The sequence below is a fragment of the Streptomyces sp. NPDC026206 genome (assembly GCF_040638465.1).
In the GTDB taxonomy this organism is placed as follows: Bacteria; Actinomycetota; Actinomycetes; order Streptomycetales; family Streptomycetaceae; genus Streptomyces.
The window spans coordinates 210,318-232,890 of sequence record NZ_JBEZYL010000011.1 but is presented as its reverse complement, the minus strand read 5'-3'; the positions used below and the strand labels follow the sequence as shown (position 1 = coordinate 232,890).

Annotated in this window: 20 protein-coding genes, 1 pseudogene and 1 riboswitch; of the genes and pseudogenes, 16 read left to right on the top strand and 5 right to left on the bottom strand. The window is 72.6% G+C overall.

What is annotated here, in order from left to right:
- Positions 1-287: 287 nt before the first annotated feature.
- Together AB0F13_RS18140 and AB0F13_RS18135 are read right to left on the bottom strand one after the other, a co-directional pair.
- Positions 288-410: pseudogene (locus AB0F13_RS18140) on the bottom strand (glycosyltransferase family 1 protein); the annotation flags it as partial.
- Positions 407-676, bottom strand: coding sequence for a hypothetical protein (locus tag AB0F13_RS18135; RefSeq protein WP_362082634.1), 270 nt, complete (start codon positions 674-676; stop codon positions 407-409). The gene AB0F13_RS18135 and the pseudogene AB0F13_RS18140, both read right to left, overlap by 4 nt.
- Before the next feature lie 250 nt (positions 677-926).
- Between AB0F13_RS18135 and AB0F13_RS18130 the strand changes: the two genes are divergently transcribed.
- Both AB0F13_RS18130 and AB0F13_RS18125 read left to right on the top strand, forming a co-directional pair.
- A complete protein-coding gene (locus tag AB0F13_RS18130; protein WP_362082631.1) occupies positions 927-1,661 on the top strand; it encodes a 2OG-Fe dioxygenase family protein in 735 nt (244 codons plus the stop codon).
- Between the two features lie 447 nt (positions 1,662-2,108).
- A complete protein-coding gene (locus AB0F13_RS18125; RefSeq protein WP_362082685.1) occupies positions 2,109-3,032 on the top strand; it encodes an NADP-dependent oxidoreductase in 924 nt (307 codons plus the stop codon).
- A 336-nt stretch (positions 3,033-3,368) separates the two neighbouring features.
- Here AB0F13_RS18125 and AB0F13_RS18120 read toward each other — a convergent pair whose 3' ends face one another.
- Entirely contained in the window at positions 3,369-3,914 is a 546-nt protein-coding gene (locus AB0F13_RS18120; RefSeq protein ID WP_362082628.1) for a flavoprotein, read from the bottom strand.
- 118 nt (positions 3,915-4,032) lie between these two features.
- Between AB0F13_RS18120 and AB0F13_RS18115 the strand changes: the two genes are divergently transcribed.
- The 11 genes from AB0F13_RS18115 to AB0F13_RS18065 all read left to right on the top strand — a co-directional run bounded on the left by AB0F13_RS18115 (position 4,033) and on the right by AB0F13_RS18065 (position 18,468).
- Positions 4,033-5,217 (top strand): helix-turn-helix transcriptional regulator, encoded by a 1,185-nt coding sequence (locus AB0F13_RS18115; RefSeq protein WP_362082625.1) that lies wholly within the window; start codon positions 4,033-4,035, stop codon positions 5,215-5,217.
- Positions 5,218-7,132: 1,915 nt separating this feature from the next.
- Positions 7,133-9,292 carry a hypothetical protein gene (locus tag AB0F13_RS18110; protein WP_362082622.1) on the top strand — a complete coding sequence of 720 codons (2,160 nt, stop codon included), beginning with the start codon at positions 7,133-7,135 and terminating at the stop codon, positions 9,290-9,292.
- Positions 9,293-9,359: 67 nt separating this feature from the next.
- Positions 9,360-10,871 (top strand): GT4 family glycosyltransferase PelF, encoded by a 1,512-nt coding sequence (pelF, locus tag AB0F13_RS18105; RefSeq protein WP_362082619.1) that lies wholly within the window; start codon positions 9,360-9,362, stop codon positions 10,869-10,871.
- On the top strand, positions 10,868-12,319 hold the full coding sequence (locus tag AB0F13_RS18100) for a hypothetical protein (protein ID WP_362082616.1): 1,452 nt from the start codon (positions 10,868-10,870) through the stop codon (positions 12,317-12,319). The genes pelF and AB0F13_RS18100 overlap by 4 nt, the downstream gene beginning before the upstream one ends.
- Before the next feature lie 73 nt (positions 12,320-12,392).
- A complete protein-coding gene (locus AB0F13_RS18095; protein ID WP_362082613.1) occupies positions 12,393-13,394 on the top strand; it encodes an SDR family NAD(P)-dependent oxidoreductase in 1,002 nt (333 codons plus the stop codon).
- A gap of 62 nt (positions 13,395-13,456) precedes the next feature.
- Complete coding sequence (locus AB0F13_RS18090; protein WP_362082610.1) at positions 13,457-14,170, top strand: sugar phosphate nucleotidyltransferase; 714 nt, start codon at positions 13,457-13,459, stop codon at positions 14,168-14,170.
- Positions 14,171-14,179: 9 nt separating this feature from the next.
- Positions 14,180-15,100, top strand: a complete 921-nt coding sequence (locus tag AB0F13_RS18085) for an NAD(P)-dependent oxidoreductase (RefSeq protein ID WP_362082607.1) — start codon at positions 14,180-14,182, stop codon at positions 15,098-15,100.
- Complete coding sequence (locus tag AB0F13_RS18080; protein WP_362082604.1) at positions 15,097-15,804, top strand: spherulation-specific family 4 protein; 708 nt, start codon at positions 15,097-15,099, stop codon at positions 15,802-15,804. Before AB0F13_RS18085 ends, AB0F13_RS18080 begins: the two co-directional genes overlap by 4 nt.
- 113 nt (positions 15,805-15,917) lie before the next feature.
- On the top strand, positions 15,918-16,658 hold the full coding sequence (locus tag AB0F13_RS18075) for an endo alpha-1,4 polygalactosaminidase (RefSeq protein ID WP_362082682.1): 741 nt from the start codon (positions 15,918-15,920) through the stop codon (positions 16,656-16,658).
- A 246-nt stretch (positions 16,659-16,904) separates the two neighbouring features.
- Positions 16,905-17,056: riboswitch (cyclic di-AMP (ydaO/yuaA leader) on the top strand.
- Positions 17,057-17,059: 3 nt separating this feature from the next.
- Positions 17,060-17,533: a C40 family peptidase gene (locus AB0F13_RS18070; RefSeq protein WP_362082601.1), complete on the top strand. Its 474-nt coding sequence runs from the start codon at positions 17,060-17,062 to the stop codon at positions 17,531-17,533.
- Positions 17,534-18,048: 515 nt separating this feature from the next.
- Positions 18,049-18,468, top strand: a complete 420-nt coding sequence (locus AB0F13_RS18065; RefSeq protein ID WP_362082598.1) for a hypothetical protein — start codon at positions 18,049-18,051, stop codon at positions 18,466-18,468.
- A 19-nt stretch (positions 18,469-18,487) separates the two neighbouring features.
- Here AB0F13_RS18065 and AB0F13_RS18060 read toward each other — a convergent pair whose 3' ends face one another.
- Positions 18,488-18,907, bottom strand: coding sequence for a YchJ family metal-binding protein (locus AB0F13_RS18060; RefSeq protein WP_362082595.1), 420 nt, complete (start codon positions 18,905-18,907; stop codon positions 18,488-18,490).
- A 102-nt stretch (positions 18,908-19,009) separates the two neighbouring features.
- Here AB0F13_RS18060 and AB0F13_RS18055 point away from each other — a divergent pair, with 102 nt between their 5' ends.
- From AB0F13_RS18055 to AB0F13_RS18045, 3 genes are all read left to right on the top strand, one after another.
- The gene (locus tag AB0F13_RS18055) at positions 19,010-19,504 is read left to right on the top strand and encodes a MarR family transcriptional regulator (protein ID WP_362082592.1); all 495 of its coding nucleotides are present in this window, start codon (positions 19,010-19,012) and stop codon (positions 19,502-19,504) included.
- Positions 19,505-19,640: 136 nt separating this feature from the next.
- Complete coding sequence (locus AB0F13_RS18050) at positions 19,641-20,261, top strand: DsbA family protein (RefSeq protein WP_362082589.1); 621 nt, start codon at positions 19,641-19,643, stop codon at positions 20,259-20,261.
- A gap of 159 nt (positions 20,262-20,420) precedes the next feature.
- Positions 20,421-21,962, top strand: coding sequence for an MFS transporter (locus AB0F13_RS18045; protein ID WP_362082586.1), 1,542 nt, complete (start codon positions 20,421-20,423; stop codon positions 21,960-21,962).
- Positions 21,963-21,993: 31 nt separating this feature from the next.
- On the opposite strand, the gene AB0F13_RS18040 is transcribed toward AB0F13_RS18045, so the two are convergent.
- Positions 21,994-22,521, bottom strand: coding sequence for a hypothetical protein (locus tag AB0F13_RS18040; protein WP_362082584.1), 528 nt, complete (start codon positions 22,519-22,521; stop codon positions 21,994-21,996).
- Positions 22,522-22,573: the final 52 nt, after the last annotated feature.

The following is a 22,573-nucleotide window of genomic DNA, read 5'->3' as shown; positions in this document are numbered from 1 at the left end:
CCCGTCGCTTTTCCTATGTGACGGGCTGAGCGTAACCGGGGGCTCCGCCCCCGGACCCCCGGTCCTCAAACGCCGGACGGGCTGGATTTCCAGCCCGTCCGGCGTTTGAGGACACAGCACAGCCAGCGCGTCCGGCGTTCAGGACACAGCACACCACAGCACAGCACACCTAGCCCGTCCGGCGTTTGAGGACAAGAAGCGGGAAGGGGCGGGTAGGGGAAGAAAAGGTCAGCCCCCCGCATGCACCGTAGCCCGTCGCGGGCGTCGCGCACCAGCGCGTACCGGCGGCCCGGCACAATCAGGACCCGCTCGTGGCCCGCGGCGACGTACCCCCGGCCGAGGGCGTCCAGCGTGGTGCGCAGACCGCCGGAGGCCGCAGCGTAGAAGTTGGCCGGCTGCACGAGCCTCATGCCGCCTGCCCGGGAGCGGCGGCGGCCCGCCTGGCCCGCACCGGCTCGGCGTACGCGCACGGGTGTGCCCCCGCCGCCGGCGCCAGGTCGACGGCCTCCAGGGCGCGCTCGCGCAGCCCGGGCCGGTCCAGGTCGGCGGGGTGCAGCGCGATACGGAACCCCCTGCCGTGCGCCGCGAGCCGCCAGGCGGCGGCCGTCATCAGGCGGGCGCCCGCCCGCTCCACGGGGCCGCCGCGCCGCCGCTCCGGCACGACCGCTGCCGGCACAGGCGGTGTACGCCGGATGAACTCCTCGTGCGGTCATGCGCCTTGCCCGTGCTGCTGGACGAACCAGGGCCGCCCGGTACGGTGGTGGCACGAAGCACGCTTGGTACGGGGGGATGTGTCATGTCGGAGCGGCTCGTCGTGCTCTGTGGTGGCGGGGCCGGAACCGGCAGGTGGCGGAACTCCGCACCGCCGGCCGGCCCTGCATGAGGGCCTTGGCTCCCACCGGAGCCTGTACGAGAGCAAGGACGTCATGACCACAACCCCCCTGAGTGCTCCCGGCCTTCCCGGAACCCCCTCCTGGGCCTCGCCGCCCTTCGCGCACCACGCCCCCGCCCTGCTCGCGGCGGCGCTGCGGCGGATACCCGGGGACTCGGTCACGGAGTTCACCGAGTCCTGGAACGACCTGCCCGCCGATCCCCACCTGGGCACCGCCACGCCCTACCGGTTCCGTCGCTACGGCAGGTTCCGCATCCTCGGCGACCGCCTGGAGCGGCTGCCGCACACCGCCTTCTTCCAGGAACGGGCCGTCAACAGGGTGAACGGCGGCGTGAGCCGCATGTTCGCCCCGCTGGACGACGCGGTGGCGGCCGGACCCGCACTGCGCACGGTCGTCCGTACCCTCTGGGACCGTCTCCCCGGGCCCCGCACCGGCATCGACACGTGCGGCGTCCATCAGATCCGCGTCACGGCCACGCCCGACGCCGAAGGGCACCCCGCCCCCGAGGGCGTCCACCAGGACGGGCACTGTTACGTCGGCCAGGTGCTGATCAGGCGCGAGAACGTGCGGGGGGCCGAGTCCTGCCTGTACGACCTGCGGCAGCGGCCCGTGCACCGGGCGTTGCTGACCGAGCCGCTGGAGACGATCGTCCTCGACGACCGGCGTGTGCTGCACGGAGTCTCGCCGCTCCTGCCCGCGCCGGGCGCACGCATGGGGGTGCGCGACATGCTGCTCGTCGACTTCCTGCCCGGTGACGGCGGCCGCTGAGCCGGTCGGTGGGGCGGCCGCTGAGCCGGACGGCCGGTTCGGAGGCGGCCCCGCCGACCCCGCCCACCCGCTTCCCACCTGGGCGTTCGAACTCGGCCCCGAGGACGGTGGTACCCGGCTGCGGCACAGCGCGCGGCTCGGCCCGCCCCGGCACCCTCCGGGCTCAGCGTCGCCATCAGCCGCATGCCCGAGCGCGAGGAGGAGCTGCTGAGTATGCGCCTCGGCGAGCTGCGCTCCGGCATCCAGGCCACGCTCCAGGGCGTCAAACGCCTCGCGGAGGAGCGGGCGTGACGGGCCGGGGCGCCGCGGGCGGCGGAGGGCGGCGGCGGGTGGCGGCGGGCGGCGGCGGGTGGCGGCGGGTGGCAGTGATCGGGCGGTGATTCCGGGGGGACAGCGGCCAGCCTGGCACCGAAAATCGTGATTTTCGATGATGGTGATTCCATGACCATGATCAAGGCCATCACCTTCGGCACCTACGGCCCCGCCGAGGTGCTCCAGCTCGTCGACACCGACGTGCCGTCCCCGGGTCCCGGGCAGGTCCGGATCGCCGTCCGCTGCGCCGGCGTCAACCCGCTCGACCACAAGCTCCGCAGCGGTGCCCTCGCCGAGGTCTTCCCCGTCGAGCTGCCGCACATCCCCGGGGTGGAGGCGTCCGGCGTCGTCGAGGCGGTCGGCGAGGGGGTCACCGACGTGTGGGCGGGCGACGCGGTCCTGGGCCGCACGGTCACCGGCGCCTACGCCGAGCAGGCGCTGGCATCGGCCACGGAGCTGGTGGTCAAGCCGCTCTCGCTGTCCTGGGAGGAGGCCGCCGCCCTGCCGGTGGCGGCCGAGACCGCCTGGCGCGTGCTGGACGCGCTGCGGCTGAGCGAGGAGGAGACGCTGCTGATCCACGGCGCCGCCGGGGGAGTGGGCACCCTGGCGGTGCAGTTCGCCCGCTCCCGGGGCATTCGCGTGATCGGCACCGCGAGCGAGTCCAACCACGAGCACCTGCGCGCTCTCGGCGCGATCCCGGTCGCCTACGGGGACGGCCTCGCCGAGCGGGTGCGGGCGGTCGTGCCCGAAGGGGTGGACGCGGCGCTGGACGCCGTCGGCAAGGGCGACGCGGTCGGTGTGTCGGTCGAGCTGACGGGCGGGCCCGACCGGGTGGTGACCATCGCCGACGCCGAGGGCGCCCGGCGGCACGGCGTGCGCTTCAGCTCCAGCCCCAGCGCACAGACCGTGACCGCTCTCGACGCCGCCATCGCCCTTCACGAGGCGGGCCTCCTCCAGTTGCCCATCCACCGTGTCCACCCGCTCAGCCAGGCCGCCGAGGCGCACCGCGCCAGCGAGCGGGGGCACCTCACCGGCAAGATCATTCTTGCCGTGGTGTGAAGCGGCAGGGGCCGCGGTGGCTCACTGCCGCACGAGCCGGTGGTCGTTCGCCCCTGCCTGCAGGAACTTCAGCGGCGGGCAGAGGAACCCGCGGCCGTCGGGGCTCGCCCCGGTCCAGGGGGCAGCCGGACGGGCTCGCGGCCTTCCGGGCGCCGCGCTGCACACAATGCGCGGCTGCCCAGCCCTACGTCCGGGCTGAATACTCCTGGTCCAGGAGCGCGTGGGAATACTCCATCGGCGAGCGTTGTCAGTGCCCGCTTTTACGCTGGACGGCATCTACTGGAGCTGCTGGCTGCTGCTCACGGCCCCGCCCCACGACGCAGGGCTGCGCACGCCCTACGCGGTCTTCAGTGCCCGCCTTGCTTCGCTGAGTGCGATGTCCCACGGGTAGCCTGCCGGGCTTCCTGAGCCAGGCGGATTCGGCATGAAGCCGCCCTCCCCGTAGAGCACCGTTACCCCGGCGCGCTGCAGTGTGAGCACCGATTGCTCGAACTGAGGATGCCGGACAAGGGCTTGGTTCACACACGGCATTGCCACCAGCGGGATGCCCTTGCCGATGGCCTCCGCGGCAAATCCGACAACGAAGTGGCTGGTCAGTCCCAACGCCCAGTGATTGATCGTGTTGAACGTGGCTGGAGCGACCAGCGCAACATCGGCTGCGGGCCAAACGTCTGGTTCGGTCGGCCGGCGATGTTGCGACCGGACCGGGTGCCCTGTCAGCGACTCCAATTCCGCCAGGTCTTCCTCAAGCCAGCAAGCGGCAGTCGGCGTCAACCCAAGGCAGACATCCCATCCGTCGGAGTGTGCGCTTTGGATCACTTCGGCGATGCGCATGACAGGGGGAGCCGCAGTTCCCAGCAGGTACAGCACAGGAGTGGTCATGCGCTGATCCCACCACAGGGGGCCGTCCCCGCACCTGAAGGTGGCGGGGGCGGATGCCGTTCCCCCACGGGTGCGCAGGGGTAGCGTTCCGGATGCCTAGTCAGGAACGGAGACCAGTATGCGCAAGCTGGACGACGAACACACCGGAAGGCGCATCGCTGAGGAGCGCAAGCGTGCCGGGTATACGCAGCGGGAACTCGCGGCGAGGCTCCCGTACTCCTACAGCCTGCTGCGCCAGGTCGAGGAGGGGCACAAGTCGGCCTCACCGGACTTCGTCTCTGCCGTCGCTCGGGCGCTTCATCTCGACGTCACCGCTCTGACAGGACAGCCGTACGTGACCGAACTGCAGAAGGACCGGCTGGACACGCTGATCCGGCCGATCCGTGAAGCGCTTGACCTCTACGATCTGGGGCTCGAACCACATGCCATCGGCAAGGACGTCACCAGGTTGATCAGTACGGCCGATGAACTCTGCCGGCTCGTCCGTGCCACGCGCCTCAACCAGGCTGCCGGAACGCTACCCCACGCCATCTCAGAGCTGACCGCCGCGTGCCATGGCCGGCCGTCAACGGAGCTGTGGACGGCACTCGCCTCCACCTACCGCACCGCTCATGACATCGCTGTGAAGCTCGGTTTCTACGATCTGGCCACCGTCGCCCTCGACCGTATGGACTGGGCGTCTCAGCGCGCGTCGGACCCGCTGCTCGCCGCGATGCGCCAATACATGCGCGCTCTGGTCTACTTCCGCGAAGGAGAACACACCATCGGCCTGCGCCTCATCGGCATCGGCCACCGTCTCATCAGCCCCAGTGATTCCTCGATCGAGGCTCTCGCTGTTGCCGGCCAACTGCATCTGGGGGCGAGCGTCATCGCAGCGCGGGCTCATGACGCTTCGGCGGTGAAGGCTCATCTTGCCGAGGCAAAGGCCCTGTCCACGAAGACTGGAGAGGCTGGTCACATCCACTGGCTGAGCTTCGGCCCGACGAACGTAGCCGTCCACGACGTCTCAGCCCAGGTGGAAATGCGGAAGTACGGCAAGGCCGTGATAAAGGCGAAGGACGTGTCGCTACCCACCGCCTGGGCAACGTCGCGTCGCGCCCACTTCTTCATCGATCGGGCGCGCGCCGAGATGGAGATCGGAAAGACCGACGCTGCGCTCTCCTCGCTGGTGACCGCGAGAAGCCTCGCTCCCCAACAGACGCGGTATCACCCCGGTGCCCGGGAAACAATCAAGGGGCTCGTGCTCCTTCAGCGCCGGACGCCGGACACCCTGAACCACATGGCTGCATGGGTCGGCCTCTGACAACGTCAGCGGTGTCACCGGACAGTGACACTTAGCGGGGTTCCGCTTCGCCACCCTGGTCGCACAACCAACGGATGACGAAGCTGGGGCACCCATGGGAACTAGCCCGCACCGATACAGCGGCCAGCTGGGCAGCACGCCGACGCTTATGACGAGCCTGCGCGCTCGGGCAGTTCGACGCGCCCAATGTTCAAACGTCTGCACACCCTTGCGGCGGGTGTCTCAGTGCCAGTGAGACACCCGATTCGTGCTCATGCGACTGAGGAGTGTCGGACGGGCCGACATTCGAAGTGCCCCGGGGCGACGGTGATTCGCCGGGTGGGCGTTCCGTCCAGGGCAGTGCAGACCGAGCCCCTTGCCTGCACCTGCACGTGCCACCGGCCACCAAAGAAGGCAGCCCCATGACAAGTCAAGGAGTCCGCGAAGATCCGGTTCCGTTCTCCGGAGCAGCCAGTTGGCTCGCCGGTTATGGTCTGCAGGCCCGTCTGGCCCGGGACGCCTGGCGTGCGGGTGGCTTGGCCTCGATCCGCGCCGGCGTTCATTTCGACGCCATCCACCTTCCGGCGCACATGGTGGAAGGCGGCATCCGCGGCATCGAGGACGGACCGGCGACCGAGCGCCATTTCCGTGCCGCCGACATCACGGCTGCAGTGATCGTCTCTTGCAAACGGAGCCGTTACACCGTCCTTGTGCCAGCTGACTCCGCCTGCGACTGGGGCGAGTACGACACCGAATACGTCGGTGAGGGGCGCAGGGCCACTTACGTCGCTGTCCCCTCTCCTGTCCGCAGGGAGTGGCCGGGCGCCTACTGGCTCCTGCCCGCGCCGGAAGGTCCCGCAATGCTCAACGACCCAGCCGGCGTGCGAAAGCTCATCGGCGGCAGGGTGAGGGAGCAAACCCCAGGAGACACCCCTGTTCGTCGTGCAAGGAGACGACGCCCGGGACCGTCGCTGTCGGCATCCTGGAGGGCGATCAGGTCGGCAGGTACTACTACGCCTGTCGCGAGTGCAGGGCCCTGTACGACCTCTCGCCACTCCATGAGCACAAGCCTGGAGAACCGGAGCGCTCTCTCCCCGCGGCAGACGCCCGGCGCAGCGAGGGGTCTGCGTGCTGATACATGACCGCGGTGGCCAGGAGCGTGGGCCAGTAAGGGGGACATGCCGAGGCCTGTGCGGTCGTAGGCGGGATTGCTGCCGGTTCTGCGGGCGGGCTTTGAGTCCCACGGCCGTGGGCTGGAAGCCCTCAGGTCGGGAGTCCGGCCGTGAGCCCCGGCGGCACCCGCCCACCGCGTGCGGTGCCCCCCATCACGCTCCGAAAGCGCGGAAGATGACCGGCGCAAGCGCCGAATGCATAGCGCAACAGGCATATCGGACAGCCGTCATCAAGCCGATCTCCCGACGATCGGGAACGGGGGAGCCCTGTGGGCCGTCCGCCCCGGCTTGTGAGCCCTGTGGCGTTGTATACGGAAGTTGATACAGGTCACCTCGGAGATGCCCGCCCGTATGGGGGGATCGTCCAGGGGGTGCGGCCACCGGGCGGGGTGACGGCTTTCGGCCAGCAGGCACCGGCGGCCCCGTGGCTACTGCCCAGTGCGCCCCGCGTGGGGTTCGGGCATGGCGCACTATATGGCTGAGCGGTCGGCAGGCAGCGATGTCTTCCGAGGCCGAGGCACTCTTTCGTGCCCGGAGCCCGCGTCGTCGTCGTGCGGTCCGGCTCCGGCCGCGCGGCTCGGAACCGGGCATCGGCCTCCGTTCCGTGGCAGGGGGGCACGACCGGGGTGGGGAGTCCGGTCGTGCGGGGGGAGCCGAACGGGGATCAATCGATGTGCGTGGGCGCCCGGACCGGCGTCGCACGCACGTGTCCTGTACGGAGGCCGGGCATTCCACGCGCGGTTCCGTCCTTGGGGGGAGAACACATGGGGAGTACGACACGTCTGGTCGCGGCCCTGGCCGCGGCCACCTTGCTGGCGGTGGGGCTGCCCGCCGCCGGTGCGAGCGCGGCGGAGGCGCCGCCGCGCGTCGACCTGCGCGTCCTCGTCGTCGACGACGGCGGGCCCGCCGTGGAGGCGATACGCACCGAACTCGACACCGCCGGTACGCCGTACACCCGGGTCGGCCTCGGTGACGCCGGGCGCCCGCGCATCGACGACGCCTTCCTGAGCGACACGGTGGACGGCAGAGCCCGCGCCAAGTACCAGGGCGTGGTGCTGCCCAACGACAATCCCTTTGGGGACGGCTCGGCGGAGATGGCGGCGGTCGCCGGGTACGAGAAACGTTTCGGCATCCGGCAGGTGGACGCGTACACCTACGCCCGCCCGGCCGTCGGCCTGAAAACCGTCTACGCCGGCACCCTGGACGGGCAGAGCGCGCAGGTCACCGCCGAAGGGGCGGCGGGGCCGTTCGGCTACTTGAGGAAAAACGTTCCCTTCGAGGACAACGACAGCGGGACCGGCGAAAGTTACGGCTACATCGCCGTGCCCCTCGACCGGCAGGCGGACGGCGCGACGTACACCAGCTACCTCGACGCGCCGCTGCCCGGCGGGCCCGGGCGCGGCTCGCTCGCAGGCCAGTACACCCATGACGGCCGCAGCGAACTGGTCGTCACCTTCGTCTACAACCACTACCAGAGCCAGTTCCGGCTGCTCTCGCGCGGCATCGTGGAGTGGCTGACCCAGGGCGTCCACCTGGGGGCCGCCCGCAGCTACTTCGCCGCCCACGTCGACGACGTCTTCGGCTCCGACGACCGGTGGGACTCCCAGCTCAACTGCACCCCCGGCGACATCGACTGCCCGCCCGGCAGCCACCCCGAGAACGACCCGATCCGGATGACCGCCGCCGACGCGCAGTACGCCGCGCAGTGGTCGCGCGAGCACGGCCTCACCCTGGACCTGGCCTTCAACGGCGGCGGCAGCGAGGGGTACAAGGAGGCGCACGCCGGCTCCGACCCGCTCGCCCAGCAGCTGGTGTCCGGCCAGGGCGCCTTCCGCTGGATCGACCACACCTACAACCACCCCTTCCTCGGCTGTGTGCAGAACACGACCGTGGTGCCCTGGAAGTGCGCCACCGACCTGCTGGGCCGGGTCCGCTGGACCTCCCGCGCCACCATCACCGCCCAGATCACCGACAACCGGGGCTGGGCGGCCCGCCAGGGCCTGACCGTCGACAAGGACGAACTGGTCACCGGCGAGCACTCCGGCCTCAGGACCCTGCCGCAGCAGCCCGATGACAACCCCGAGCTGGCGCCGTCCCTCACCCAGGCCCAGGTCGCCTGGCTCGCGTCCGACAGCTCGCGCGAGCGCGAACAGCGCCGGGTCGGGCCGGCCCTGACCGTGCCCCGCTACCCCATGAACGTCTTCTACAACGTCGGCAAGGCCACCGAGCAGGTCGACGAGTACAACTGGCTCTACACCCGCAAGTCCGACGGCGGCAGCGGCCTGTGCGAGGGATCGGCCACCACGACCTGCCTCAAGGCACCGCTGTCGTCCTCGACCGGCTTCGGCGACTACATCGTCCCGGTCGAGAGCCGGATCGCCATGAGCCATGTGCTCGCCAACGACCCCCGGCCGCACTTCATCCACCAGTCCAACCTCGCCGAGGAGCGCATCGGCTACCAGGCGCTGGAGAAGATCATGTCCGACTACCGGGCCCTCTTCGCCGACAGCGCCCCGCTGGTCAACCTGCGCATGCGGGACATCGGCGATGAGCTGCGCAAGCGCGCCGCCTGGAGTGCCGCCGTGCGCGCCGGCACCGTCACCGCACACCGCATCGGCTCCGCCGTCAGCGTCACCGCCCCTGCGGGGGTGGACGTCACCGCGACCCTGCCCTCCGGCACCGTCCAGGTCCAGGGCACCGGCGGCATCCCCTTCGGCACCGCCTACGCCGGGCTCCGCTCCGGCTGGGCCACCCCCGCCACCGGCCAGAACGCCCTCGCCTTCACCCTGCCCGACGGCACTCCCGCGACCCGCACCCTCTCCGGCAAGGCCACGCGCGTACAGGCCCCCGCGGCCGCACTCCCGGTGCCCCGGGGCGTCAGCACCCCGGTGCCCTACGGCCCCGGCGACAGGGCCCGGCGCTGATGCCGGCCCGCACCTTCGCGCCGCACCGTCCTGTCGCCGCACCGCCTTCTGGAGAGAACCGACTCCCATGCCCGGACCGTCAGCCGAACCGGCGTCCGCCACACCCTCGGTGACCCTGCTCACCGAGGGGACCTACCCGCACAGCCACGGCGGGGTCAGCGTCTGGTGCGACCAGCTCGTCCAGGGCATGCCGGACGTCGACTTCCGCGTCATCGCCGTCACCGCCACCGGCCGCGAACCGCTCGCCTGGCAGCCGCCCCGGCACGTCAGGGCCATCGACACCCTTCCGCTGTGGGGACCGCCCCCGCCCGGCCGCGCACCCCGCGGCCGCGAGCTGAAACGCTTCCTCACCTGCTACGAGCGGTTCCTGCTGGCCCTCCTCGATCCAGGCCAGGAGCAGCACTTCGCCCGCAGCTTCTACCGCCTGGCCGACTACGCCACCGGCGGCACGCTCTTCGCCGCGCTGCGCGGCGAGCCGGCGGCCCGCCTGCTCGCCCGGGTCTGGAACCGCACCCACCTCGCCACCGCGGCCGCGCGCCCCACGCTCCACGACGCGCTGGCCGCCACGGACCTGCTGGAACACGCCCTGCGCCCGCTCGCCGCGCGGCCGCCCGCCGAAGGGATCACCCACGCGGTCAGCGGGGGCCTGGCCACCCTGCCCGGGCTGGTCGCCCACCACCGCCACGGCACCCCCTTCCTCCTCACCGAGCACGGCGTCTACCTGCGCGAGCGCTACCTCGGCTTCCGCGCCGAGCCCTACCGCTGGCCGGTCAAGGCCCTGATGCTGGGCCTGTTCCGGATGCTCGCCAAGGAGAGCTACCGGTGCGCCGCGCTCGTCACCCCCGGCAACCGCTACAACCGGCGCTGGGAGGAGCACGGCGGCACCCCGCCCGACCGCATCCGCACCGTCTACAACGGCGTCGACCCGGCGGCGTTCCCGCCCGCCGGGCCGGAGCCCGAGATCCCGACCCTGAGCTGGGCCGGGCGGGTCGACCCCATCAAGGGCCTGGACACCCTGATCCGCGCCTTCGCGCTCGTACGCGCCGAGATCCCCGGGGCGCGGCTGCGCCTGTTCGGCGGCACCCCGCGCGGCGGAGAGGGCTACCGCACGGCCTGCGAGGGCCTCGCCGCCGAACTGGGCGTGGCGGACGCCGTCACCTTCGAAGGACGCGTCGAGGACATCCGCGACGCCTACGCCGCCGGCAACGTGGTGATGCTCTCCAGCATCAGCGAGGGCTTCCCCTTCACCCTCATCGAAGCCATGTCGTGCGGGCGGCCCACCGTCTCCACGGACGTGGGCGGCGTCCGCGAGGCGGTGGGCGACAGCGGCCTGGTCGTACCGCCGCGCGACGCGCAGAGCATGGCCCGGGCGGCGCTGCGGCTGCTGAGGGACCCGGCGCTGCGCGCCCGGATGGGCGAGGCCGCCCGGCTGCGGGTCATCGAACAGTTCACCCTCCGCCAGACCATCAGCGCCTTCCGCGACATCTACCACGACCTCGCCGGCACCCGGCCGGACGTGCGGCAGCCCGGTCACGCCACCGTGCCCGTCATGGCCATGGCCGCCGGCGGTGCGCGATGAGCGGACTGCTGCGGCTGGTGCCCGACGAGCCCGAGCCGGCCCACGACCTCGCGGTCGCCCCGGGCAGGACCCGCTCCCGGCCGCGGTGGGCCGCGGACCCGCTCGACGAACTCGCCGAGGAGCTGGGGGCAGTCTGCGCGGCGGCCGTCCACCCGGACGAGATAGCCGCCGTCCTGGAGGCCGACGGGCTGACCGGCGAACAGATCGCCGAGCGCTACGGGCGCAAGGACGCCTTCGAGCTGGCGGCGGAGCTCTACGCCAGGGTGCCGCGCAGCCACCCCGAGCCCGCCCCCAGCCCCGACCCGTGGCGGGTCCGCCCGGGACAATTCCTGCTCCGCTCCCTGGTGTTCACCCTTCCGGGCTTCGGCTACGCCCTCGGCTCGCCCTTGATGGGCGGCGGCCGGGACCGCTTCGGGCTGCCCGCCGGCACCGGGGCACTGGTGGCCTCCGCGCTGGTGGCCTGGGCGTGGAACCAGGCGCTCGCCCACCGCGCGTACGTGCGGCTGGCCGCCGGCGGGCGCCCGGCGGCGGGCCGCTGCCTGGGCGTGGGCGCCCCGCTCGGCGCCCTGCTCGCCACCGGGGCCGCGCTGGCCCTGCCGGCACCGGCCGGGGCGCTCGCCTTCGCGTGCGGACAGCTGCTGTACCTGGCGGCGGCCACCGTGCTGCTGGTGCTCGGCAGGGAGCGGCTCCTGCTGCTCGCCCTCCTGCCGGTCGCCGCCGGGGGAGCGGCCGCCCTGGTCACGCCGCCGCCGCCCGCGCTGGGCGCCGCGCTGCTGCTCGCCTCCGCCGGGGGCGCGCTTCTCGCGGCCGGGTACGAGATCGCCCGCACCCGGCGGGAGGAGGCACAGCCGGCCGCCGCCCCGTCGCCGCGGCCGGTCACCTCGCTCCCGTACGGCCTCTTCGGCCTGGGCTGCGGGGTGCTGACCACCGTCGCCGCGCTCGGCGACGTGCTCGCCGGTCACCGGGGCGGCGCGGGCGGGCCCGCCGTCCTCGCGCTCACCCTCAGCATGGGCGCCGCCGAATGGCTGCTCTACCGCTGCCGGAGCATGGCTCGCTCGGCGCTCGCCGCCTCCACCACCCACGCCCGGCTGCTGTTGCGGGCGGCCCGGGTGCTCACCCTCTGCGTCGCCGGATACCTCGCGGCGCTCACCGTGCTCACCCTCGCCGCCGGCGCCCTGTGGCCGGGCACCCCGCAGCCGGATGCCGTGCGCCTGCCCGCTCTGCTGGCGCTCGGCGCGGTCCTCTGGTCCGGGCTGCTGCTCCAGGCCTACGGCATCGCCTGGACCCCGGCCCTGCTCTGCCTGGGTGCCGCCGGGGCCGAGACCACCGCGCTCGCGCTGCGGACCACGGCCCCGGCCACCGGGCAACTCGTGGTCTGTACGGGGGCGGCGGCCGCACTGCTGGCCGTGGCCACCGCCCTGCTCGGACGCATCACCACGCACCGCTGACCGTTTCACGTCCGCCGCACCACGTCCGCCGCACCACGTCCCCGACACCCGTTCCTGAATGAGGAGACCCCGCATGTCCGCACCGGCACTCGTCGCCGTCACCGGCGCCGAAGGATTCATCGGCTCCCACCTCGTCGAGGCGCTCGTCGCCGACGGCCACCGCGTCCGCGCGATGGTGCAGTACAACTCCTTCTCGTCCTTCGGCTGGCTGGAGGACCTCACCGCCGAGGTGCTGGACCACGTCGAGGTGGTCCTCGGCGACGTCCGCGACCCCGGCTCCGTCCAGGGCCTGGTGACGGGCGCCGAGACCGTCTACCACCTGGCCGCGCTGATCGCGATCCCGTACTCCTACCGCGCTCCGCACAGCTACGTCGAGACCAACGTCACCGGCACCCTCAACGTCCTGGAGGCCGTACGCCACCTGGGCATACCGCGCCTGGTGCACACCTCCACCAGCGAGACCTACGGCACCGCGCAGACCGTACCGATCACCGAGGACCACCCCATCAACACCCAGTCCCCGTACGCCGCCTCCAAGGCGGGCGGCGACCGGCTCGCCGACAGCTACCACGCCAGCTTCGGCCTTCCCGTGGTCACCCTGCGCCCCTTCAACACCTTCGGCCCGCGCCAGTCCATGCGAGCCGTCATCCCCACCGTCATCGGCCAGGTCGCCGCCGGAAGCCTCACCATCACCCTCGGCGACCTGCGCCCCACCCGGGACTTCACCTACGTCACGGACACCGTGGCCGCCTTCCGCGCCGCCGGCACCGCGCCGGCCGCCGCAGTCGTCGGGCGCACCTTCAACTCCGGCACCGGCGAGGAGATCTCCATCGGCGACCTGGTGACGCTCATCGGCAAGCTCATGAACGCCGACCTGGACGTGCGCGAGGACCCGGCCCGCGTGCGGCCCGCCGCCTCCGAGGTGATGCGGCTGGTCTGCGACTCCACGCGGCTGCGGGCCGCCACCGGCTGGCGCCCCGCCCACACCCTCGAGGACGGACTGCGCGAGGCCATCGCATTCTTCCGCGACCCGGTCAACCTCGCCCGCTACAAGACCGGCATCTACAACGTCTGACGCCACACCCCCAGCGCAAGGAACGACGGCACACCACCCAGCGCGAGAGAGGAACGGCAGCCATGCACGTAGTCATCCTGGCCGGAGGCAAGGGCGTCCGCCTGCGTCCGTACACCACCGCACTGCCCAAGCCCCTGGTGCCCATCGGCGACCAGCACGCCATCCTCGAAATCGTCATGCGCCAGCTGGCCGGCGCCGGATTCACCAGCTGCACCCTTGCCATCGGTCACCTCGGCCACATCATCCGCGCCTACGTCGGCGACGGCTCCCAATGGGGCATCGAAGTCGACTACGCCACCGAGGAGAGCCCCCTGGGCACCATGGGCCCACTGCTGACCATGACCGACCGGCTGCCCGAGCACTTCCTGGTGATGAACGGCGACATCCTCACCGACCTGGACTTCGGGGCCGTCCTCGGCGACCACATCGCCTCCGGCGCGCAGCTGACCATCGCCACCTACGCCCGCAAGGTCCACATCGACTTCGGCGTCCTGACCACCGACCACGGCCGCGTCGTCGGCTTCGCGGAGAAGCCCAGCATGGACTACCGCGTCTCCATGGGCGTCTACGGTGTCTCCCGCACCGCCCTCGCCCGCTACACCCCCGGCCTGCCACTGGGCTTCGACGAACTCGTCCTGGACCTGCTGGGGGACGGCACCCCGCCCAACGCCTACGAGTTCGAGGGCTACTGGCTCGACATCGGCCGTCCCGACGACTACGACCGCGCCAACGCGGAGTTCTCCGTCCACCGTGAACTGCTGATGAAGGGAGCGTGACCGGTCCTGATGCGCATTCTCCTGCTGGGCTCCACCGGCTTCCTGGGCCGGCACGCCGCCGGACGCCTGCGCGCCCTTCCGGGCGCGCGGGTGCTCGTCGGCGGCCGCACACCCGGCTGCGCCCTGCCCGTCGACCTGGCCACCGCGGACCCCGGGCGCCTCGCGGCCGTGCTGCGCACGGCCGCTCCCCTCGACGCCGTCGTCAACTGCGCCGGCGCGGTCGGCGGCAGCGCGCTGACCCTCACCGCCGTCAACGCCCGCGGCCCGGCCGTCCTGTGCGAGGCCCTGCACGAGGCCGCGCCCGCCGCTCGCCTGGTCCACCTGGGCTCGGCGGCGGAGTACGGGCCCGCCGAAGGCCACCGGCCCCTCACCGAGACCGGCCCGGCCCGCCCGCTCGGCCTCTACGGCGCGAGCAAGCTCGCCGGCACCCTCGCCGTGGCCGGATCCGGCCTCGACGCCGTCGTCCTGCGGGTGTTCAACCCCGTCGGCCCCGGCTCCCCGGCCTCCTCCCTGTCCGGCCGGCTCGCCGCGGAGCTGCACCGGGCCGGCCCCGACGGCCGGGTACGCACCGGCGACCTCTCCGCGTACCGCGACTTCGTCGACGCGCGGGACGTGGCCGACGCCATCGCCCGCGCCGTGACGGCCGCCGGACCGCTGCCGGGCGTGCTGAACATCGCCGGCGGCACCGCCCGGCCCGTCCGGGACATCGCCGAGGGACTGTTGCGGGCCGCCGGATCCGCCGGCCGGGCCGGGGAGCGGATCGAGGAGGACGGCGACGGCTCGCCGCGCTCCGCCGCCGTGCCCTGGCAGCAGGCGGACATCACGGCCGCCTGCCGCGCCCTGGGCTGGACGCCCCGGCACGGCCTGGACGACTCCCTCGCCGGCCTGTGGGCCGAGACCCGCGGCCGCACACCGGAGCGGGTGCGATGACGCAGACGGCACGGGGCGCGCCGCCGGAGGACGGGCAGCTCCTGCTCGTCCCGCTGTACGCGCACCCGGCGGTGCACCCGCAGGAGTGGGCCGCACTGCCGGCGGCCGCCCCCGGCCTGTACGCCGTCGTGCTCAACGTGGCCGACGGGCCCGGCGGCCGCCCCGACGCGGACTTCCGGGCCGCCGCCGGGCGGCTGCGCGGCGCGGGCGTGCGGCTGCTGGGCTACGTCGACACCGGCTACGGCCGCCGCCCGGCGCGTGCGGTGGTCGCCGACATCCACCGGCACCGCAGGTGGTACGGCGTGGACGGGGTCTTCCTCGACCAGGCGGCGGCGGACGCGGCGCTGTTGCCGCGCTACCGCAGACTCGTGCGCACCGCCCGGGTGCTGGGCGCGCGCACCGTCGTGCTGAACCCCGGCACCCATCCCGACCCCGGCTACGCCTCGCTCCCCGATCTCCTGGTCACCTTCGAGGGCCCCTGGCAGGAGTACCGGCGGGCCCGGGTGCCCACCTGGACGGCCGACCACCCCCCGGGGCGCTTCTGCCACCTCGTCCACGGCGTGCCGCGGGGGCACGCGGAGCAGGTGGCGCGCATCGCCGGGGGCCGGGGCGCCGGGGTGCACTGTGCGGCGCCGGGCAGCGGAGCCAACCCGTGGCGGAGCGCCCACCTGCCGGGGGCCGGGGCAGCGGAGGGGGCACGGTGACCGGCAGGCGGGCCCGCGCGGGGCTGCTCGGTGCGCTGCTGCTCGTTCTCGCGGGCTGTTCGGCCACGTCCGACGACGCGACGGAGCCCTCCGGGGACCGCCCCTCGGACCGGATGACGGCGACGCCGGACGGCGGCCCGCCACCGGCCTCGCGCCGCTGGCAGCCCCGGCCGGGCATTCCCTGGCAGTGGCAGCTCGGCGGGAAGGTCGACACGTCCGTGGACGTGCCCGTCTACGACATCGACGGTTTCGAGAACTCCGCGGAGACGGTGGCGGAACTGCACTCCCGGGGCCGCAAGGTGATCTGTTACATCAACGCCGGGGCATGGGAGGACTTCCGGCCCGACCGGTCGGAATTCCCCGGGTCGCTGCTGGGGAAGAACAACAAGGGCTGGGACGGCGAGAAATGGCTGGACATCCGCCGCCTCGACGCCCTGCGGCCGATCATGGCGGCCCGCATCGACATGTGCCGGCAGAAGGGTTTCGACGCGGTGGAACCCGATCTGACCGAGGGTTTCCGCAACCGCACCGGATTTCCGCTCTCACCGGCCGATCAGCTGGCCTTCAACCGGATGCTGGTGAAACTGGCTCATGACCGGGGCCTGGCCATCGGTTTGAAGAATGATCTCGAACAGATTCCGGAGCTCGTGCGGGACTTCGACTTCGCGGTCAACGAACAGTGCGCGCAGTACGGGGAGTGCGAGAAGCTCACGCCGTTCGTGAAGCAGAACAAAGCGGTCTTCCATGTCGAATACGACCTGTCGCCGGGGGAGTTCTGCGGCACGGCCGGGCGGCTGGGCCTGAGTTCGATGAAGAAGAGGCTGGAGCTGGACGCCTGGCGCCACCCGTGTTGAACGGGGCCGCGGTAGTTGATTCCCGTGTGCTTCAAGTCCCCTGCGGGGCAAGGGTTTAGGCGCAGATGGCGGGTGAGGGAGGCGTTATGGTTCCCTGTTTGCTTCTGAAGTGAAGAAGTTCACAGATGACCGTTTGGGCGCCGAATCTGAGCGATTGATGGTGCAGGATCTCTCACCGAACACAAGATCCCGTCACCGAGGCGGGCGACCCGGGCGGACGCCGAGTCCTGCCGCCGCACCGGGTGCGGAATCGATTCGACGAATCGGCAGGAGCGGGAGACCCAAGCGGTACGAACCACGAACGCGGTGGTTCTTGGGGTGAAGCCACAACGTGGCCGGGCAACTTCGCAGCCCGAACCCGACAGGTCATCTTTCGTAGGCGGATGCCGAAGGGCTTTGGCATGTCTGCGATGCCTCGCATAACCGCACTCACTTCCCGGGCCGCCACCGCGTCGGCCCTCACCGCCGCCACCCTCGCGGCATCGGTGCTCGTCCCCGGCCTCGCCCCCGGCGCACAGGCGGCGACCGTGGGCGAACAGGCACTGAAGGTCGCGGCCTCCAAGCAGGGCTCCCCCTACCAGTACGGCGCCACGGGCCCCAACCGGTTCGACTGCTCGGGCCTGACGCTCTACTCGTTCAAGAAGGCCGGCAAGACCCTCCCACGCACGGCCCAGAGCCAGTACAACTCCACCCGGCACCTCTCCGGCGGCTCCCGGCAGACCGGCGACCTCGTCTTCTTCCACTCGGGCAGCAACGTCTACCACGTGGGGATCTACGCGGGTAGCAACAAGATCTGGCACGCGCCGAAGCCGGGCGCCTCCGTCCGGCTGGAGAAGATCTGGAGCAACAGCGTCTGGTACGGGCGCGTCAACTAGGACGACCAGGACGACGCCCGGCCGGCCGGGCCCCCTTGTCCCCGCTCGCCGGACGGGCCCACAATCAGCCCGTCCGGCACATCGGGGCCGGGAGGTCCGGGGCGACGCCCCGCCCGGCTCGGCGCCGCGCCCACCGCGGCCCCCCTCGCCGCGATCGCGCCCCGGCGACTGGCCGACGAGGTGGACGCCCTCATGGCCGCCCTGCCCGCCCACGAGGACCGCTGGGGCCGGCTCGCCCGCTCGGGCGCCCCCTTCTGCCCGGTCGTCGACGGCGGCGACCTCGTACCGGACGTGCCCTGGCGCACCCTGCGCGACGGCCGGGCGGGCGACATCGACCTGCTGACCGGTAACAGCCGCGACGAGTTACGGCCGTTCCTGGCGCTCTCCGGCACCCTGGAGAAGATCACCGAGGACGACGCCACCCGGGTGCTGCGGGCCTTCGCCCCCCGGCCCGACGGCGAGCGGGCCTACCGCGCCGCCCACCCCGGCGCGTCCGCTGCCGCCCTTACGAGACCGTGTTCGCCGACGCGCTGTTCCGCGTCCCCTCCCTGCACCTGGCGGACGCCCACTCGGCCGGCGGTGGCACGGCCCATCTGTACGAACTGCGCCGGCCCGCGCCCGCGCTCGGCGGCGAGCTGGGCTCGGCCCACGGCCTGGACGTCCAGCTGCTCTTCGGCAACTTCACCGGCCCCGCAGCCCGGCTGTTCTTCGGCGAGGCCCCGCCGCCCGCGGAGGCGCTCGCCCTCGCGGACGGCATCCGCTGCTCGTGGGCCTCCTTCGCCGCCCACGGCGACCCCGGCCGGCCCGCCTACCGGGTCACCGACGGGCGGCTCACCCGCCTCCTCGACGCCGAAAGGAGCACGGCCGCCTACCCCGAGGACGCGACCCGGCGGATATGGGAGGGCCACGGCGCCGAACCCTTCGACCTGCTCTGAGCCGGGAGGGCGGGCGCGGTCAGCCGGCCGCGTCCAGGTAGACCCAGTTCCCGTCCTCGCGGACGAAGCGGCTGAGTTCGTGCTGCTCGTCCGCCTCCCCCCGCGCCTCGCAGTGGGCACGGAACTCCACCGTGCCCTCGCTGTGGAAGGCGCTGCCGCCCGTGGTGGCCAGGATCTCCAGCCCGGTCCACACGATGGTGCGGTCGAGCTCCAGGCCGGGCGGCCGGGTCGTGGAGTGCCACGTCCGCAGCAGGTAGCCGGTGTCGCGGACGACGAAGGCGCTGTAGCGCGAGCGCATGAGGCGCTCCGCCGTGGGCGCCGCGGCCCGGCCCTGGTGGAAGCTGCCGCAGCAGTCCCCGTACGGTGCGGCGAGTCCGCAGGGACATGGCGAGGTGGCGGTGATCGCCGGCTGCCGGCGTGCGCTTGTTCTTCTGGACACCCCCCGATTCTGCCTGCCGTGCGGCCAGGCTCCGGCCACCGCCTGCTCGTAGGCTCCTGGGACCGGCGCACGGGCGCCGGACGACGTGGCGGAAGGGGCCAGGTGGCAGGGGAAGTGGAGATCGCGACGGCGGAGCAGGCGGCGAACGACGGCCTTGTGCTGGCGTTCGGGCGGCTGCAGGGGGCCGCGAACCGGCTGGAGTACATCCTGGGCCGGGCGATCGAGGAGGAGTGCGGGATCAGTCATCTGATGTTCGAGGTGCTGCTGATCCTGGGCCGGGCGGGGGAGGCGGGCCTGCCTATGGGGGCGATCGCGCAGGAGCGGGTGCTCAGTACGGGCGGGGTGACCCGGCTGGTGGACCGGATGGAGGCGGCGGGCCTGGTGGTCCGGGACGCCGACCCCGACGACCGGCGGGGGCGGCTGGTCCGGCTGACGCCGCAGGGTGAGGAAACGGTGGTCCGCGCGGCACGGATCCATGTGGAGAACATCCGGCGCTTTTTCGTCGAGCCCCTGCCCGAGGCGCACCGCGAGCGGTTCGCGGAGGATCTGAAGACCCTCAGCCACGCGGCGCGGGACGCACTCCCACGGCTGCGTTGAGACTGACGGCACCCCGGGTCACGCCCGGCCTCCGGACCCGGGGAAAGCTTTCGCCACACGGGAATATCTGACGCAGCAGATACTGTTGTGTCAGGCGAATGGCTCACGTCGGCGAGCCCGCACCCCTGGAGAACCCATGAAGCTCGTCTACGTCTTCGACGCCTACTGCGGCTGGTCCTACGGCTTCTCGCCCACCCTTGCCGAGCTCACCCGCCGCCACCCGGAGCTCCCCGTGGAGGTCGTCTCCGGGGGCCTGTTCACCGGGGCCCGGAGGGTGCCGATCCGGGAGTTCGGCTACGTCCAGGGGGCCAATGCGAGGATCAGCGAGCTGACGGGCGTGGACTTCGGCGCCGCCTACGAACGGCTGATCGCGGACGGCTCCTTCGTCATGGACTCCGCGGCCGCCGCACACGGCATGGCCGCCCTGCGCCAGGCCGCCCCCGCGCGGGCCGCCGAGCTGGCGGCGGCCCTGCAGGAGGCGTTCTACGCGCAGGGGCTGAGCCTGTCCGATGCGGCCACCTACCGCGCGATCGCCGAGCGGACGGGCCTGGACGCGGATGCCGTGGCCGCCGCCTTCGCCTCTCCCACGGCCCGGGCCGCCGCGCGCGCCGACTTCCGCCGCGCGGCCGGCCTCGGGGTCGAGGGCTTCCCCACCCTGCTGGCCGTCGACGGCGAGCGCGTGAGCGTCCTCGCGGCCGGCCACGCCACCACCGCCCAGGTCGAGCAGCGCCTGACCGCCCTCGCCGCCACCGCCTGACCCCCGCCGCGAAGGTGCGCGAGGCCATGGCCGACTGAAGCCGGCGGCCGGGGCGCCGCCGGGTTGCGCGGGGAGCGGCCATCCGGTTAATACTGATCTGATCGGTCATTTCGCTCGGCGTTGGCGGTCCGTGGCCCCTGAAGGGTGAAGTGTCGTCCCATGACGCGAGCTCCCGAAGGTTCCGGGGCCGGGGGCCGCGCGGCCCCCACGACCGGCCGCTGGGCCATGCTCGCCGTCCTGTGCGCCAGCCTGCTTCTGGTCGCCATGGACGCGACCATCCTCAACGTCGCGCTGCCCTCCCTCATCGACGACCTGCGGCCCGGCGCGCTGGAACAGCTGTGGATCATCGACATCTACGGCCTGCTCCTCGGCGGCCTGCTCGTCACCAGCGGGGCTGTCGGTGACCGTTGGGGCCGCAAGCGGCTGTTCCTGAGCGGTTTCGTCCTGTTCGGCGTGGCCTCCGCCGTCGCGGCCACCGCCCACAGCTCCTTGCAGCTGATCGGCGGCCGGGTCCTGCTGGGCCTCGGCGGCGCCATGGTGATGCCCTCGACGCTCTCCCTGATCCGGAACATCTTCACGAACGCACGCGAGCGGGCCCTCGCCATCGGCATCTGGGCCGCCGTGGCCGGCGCCGGGGCGTGCGTGGGGCCGCTGATCGGCGGAGTGCTCGTCGAGCACTTCGCGTGGCAGGCCGCCTTCTGGGTGAACCTGCCGGTCGTCGTCGTGACGGTCGTGGCCGGCATCCGGCTGCTGCCGGAGTACCGCGACCCGCAGGCCGGACGGCTCGACCGGCCCGGCGCGCTGCTCTCCGTCGTCGGCATCGTCGCGCTCGCCTGGGGCATCAAGCACGTCGCCAAGGGCAGCCCGCGGCCCGAGGACGTGGGCGCGCTCCTCCTCGGTGTGGTGCTGCTGGCCGCGTTCGCCTGGCATCAACTGCGGCTGGAGGACCCGCTGCTGGACGTCCGGCTCTTCGGCCACGGCCCGTTCCTGGCCGCCGCGCTGGCCACGCTCCTGGCCATGCTGGCCATCGGCTCCGCCCTGTTCCTCATCTCCCTGTGGCTGCAGTACGTGCACGGCTACTCGCCCTCGCAGGCCGGGCTGCGCACCCTGCCCTCGGCCCTGGCCATGCTGACCGGTTCGCTGTGCTCGCCCTGGCTGATGCACCACCTGGGTGTCCGCGCCGTCCTCGCCATCGGCCTGGGCACCCTGGCGGCCGGGTTCCTGCTGCTCGCCCTGGCGCCGGAACCGACCGCCTACCCGGTCGTGGCCCTCGTGCTGGCCGGGCTCGGCCTCGGCGACGGACTGGCGATCACCGCGTCGGCCTCGGTGCTGGTCTCCTCCGTCCCCGCGGAACGGGCGGGGCAGGCGGGCGCGGTCTCCGAGACCGCCTACGAACTGGGCGTCGGCCTCGGCGTGGCGCTCCTCGGCAGCATCCACGCCGCCGCCTACTCCCAGCGGATGACGGGCCTCCCCCTGCGCGGGCACGACCTCGACACGGCCCGTGAATCGGTGGGCGGTGCGGCGGAGGTCGCCCAGAACGCCGGCGGGGAGACGGGCCGGCGCGTCCTGACGGCGGCGCGCGCGGCCTTCGACGAGGCGCTGACCACAACCGCGTACGTCTCGGCGGGCATCGTCGTCGCCGTGACCCTGCTCGTGGTGCTGATGGTGCCGCGCGGTTTCAAGGTGACGGGCGGCCACTGAGGGGCCGCCGTCCGTCACCTCGCCCGGGGTCTCAGGGCAGGATGTGCAGCTGCGTGAAGGACACCACCTGCTGAAGTCCCCTCTCCGCCAGACAGGTCGTGGGAAGATCGGCGGGCGCGGTCTGAATGGCCCGCTGCGCCCGGGCCCCCTTGCCGAGCCCCTCCACGACCACGCCGTCGAGCCGTACGTTGTTGACGCCCAGCACGCGGACGGAGTGCCCGGTGGTGTACGAGATCACCGACGTCCGGCCGTCCCCGTAGCGGACGGTCTCCCGGGCCCGGACCGACCCGAGGGTCAGACAGCTGCCCTGCGGGGTCGTTGCCGTGATGCGCGTGGTCGCCGCGACCGTGTGCCCCGGGGCATCGGAGCAGGTGTAGGTGCCCTCCGCGACGATGTCGGTGGGACGGGGCGCGAGCTGCAGTCCAGGGGTGTAGCGGGTGTTCTCCTGCCCCGCGCAGGCGATCGGCGTGTGGGCCCGGGCGGCCGGAGCCGCCACCAGGGACGCGCCCAGCAGCGTGAGCGAGGACAGGGCAATTCCGATACCGCGCCTACCGAACATGCACAACCCCTCCGGAAGCCTGGACGTGCCGTGACCAGCCCGCCTACGGGCC

Bases quoted from the DNA above. Each gene is read 5' to 3' on its own strand.
- AB0F13_RS18110 (WP_362082622.1), top strand. From the start codon at position 7,133: ATGGGGAGTACGACACGTCTGGTCGCGGCCCTGGCCGCGGCCACCTTG.
- AB0F13_RS18100 (WP_362082616.1), top strand. From the start codon at position 10,868: ATGAGCGGACTGCTGCGGCTGGTGCCCGACGAGCCCGAGCCGGCCCAC.
- AB0F13_RS18040 (WP_362082584.1), bottom strand. From the start codon at position 22,521: ATGTTCGGTAGGCGCGGTATCGGAATTGCCCTGTCCTCGCTCACGCTG.
- AB0F13_RS18125 (WP_362082685.1), top strand. From the start codon at position 2,109: ATGATCAAGGCCATCACCTTCGGCACCTACGGCCCCGCCGAGGTGCTC.
- AB0F13_RS18075 (WP_362082682.1), top strand. From the start codon at position 15,918: ATGACGGCGACGCCGGACGGCGGCCCGCCACCGGCCTCGCGCCGCTGG.
- AB0F13_RS18045 (WP_362082586.1), top strand. From the start codon at position 20,421: ATGACGCGAGCTCCCGAAGGTTCCGGGGCCGGGGGCCGCGCGGCCCCC.
- AB0F13_RS18120 (WP_362082628.1), bottom strand. From the start codon at position 3,914: ATGACCACTCCTGTGCTGTACCTGCTGGGAACTGCGGCTCCCCCTGTC.
- AB0F13_RS18130 (WP_362082631.1), top strand. From the start codon at position 927: ATGACCACAACCCCCCTGAGTGCTCCCGGCCTTCCCGGAACCCCCTCC.
- AB0F13_RS18085 (WP_362082607.1), top strand. From the start codon at position 14,180: ATGCGCATTCTCCTGCTGGGCTCCACCGGCTTCCTGGGCCGGCACGCC.
- AB0F13_RS18050 (WP_362082589.1), top strand. From the start codon at position 19,641: ATGAAGCTCGTCTACGTCTTCGACGCCTACTGCGGCTGGTCCTACGGC.
- AB0F13_RS18070 (WP_362082601.1), top strand. From the start codon at position 17,060: ATGTCTGCGATGCCTCGCATAACCGCACTCACTTCCCGGGCCGCCACC.
- AB0F13_RS18080 (WP_362082604.1), top strand. From the start codon at position 15,097: ATGACGCAGACGGCACGGGGCGCGCCGCCGGAGGACGGGCAGCTCCTG.
- pelF (WP_362082619.1), top strand. From the start codon at position 9,360: ATGCCCGGACCGTCAGCCGAACCGGCGTCCGCCACACCCTCGGTGACC.
- AB0F13_RS18115 (WP_362082625.1), top strand. From the start codon at position 4,033: ATGCGCAAGCTGGACGACGAACACACCGGAAGGCGCATCGCTGAGGAG.
- AB0F13_RS18090 (WP_362082610.1), top strand. From the start codon at position 13,457: ATGCACGTAGTCATCCTGGCCGGAGGCAAGGGCGTCCGCCTGCGTCCG.
- AB0F13_RS18095 (WP_362082613.1), top strand. From the start codon at position 12,393: ATGTCCGCACCGGCACTCGTCGCCGTCACCGGCGCCGAAGGATTCATC.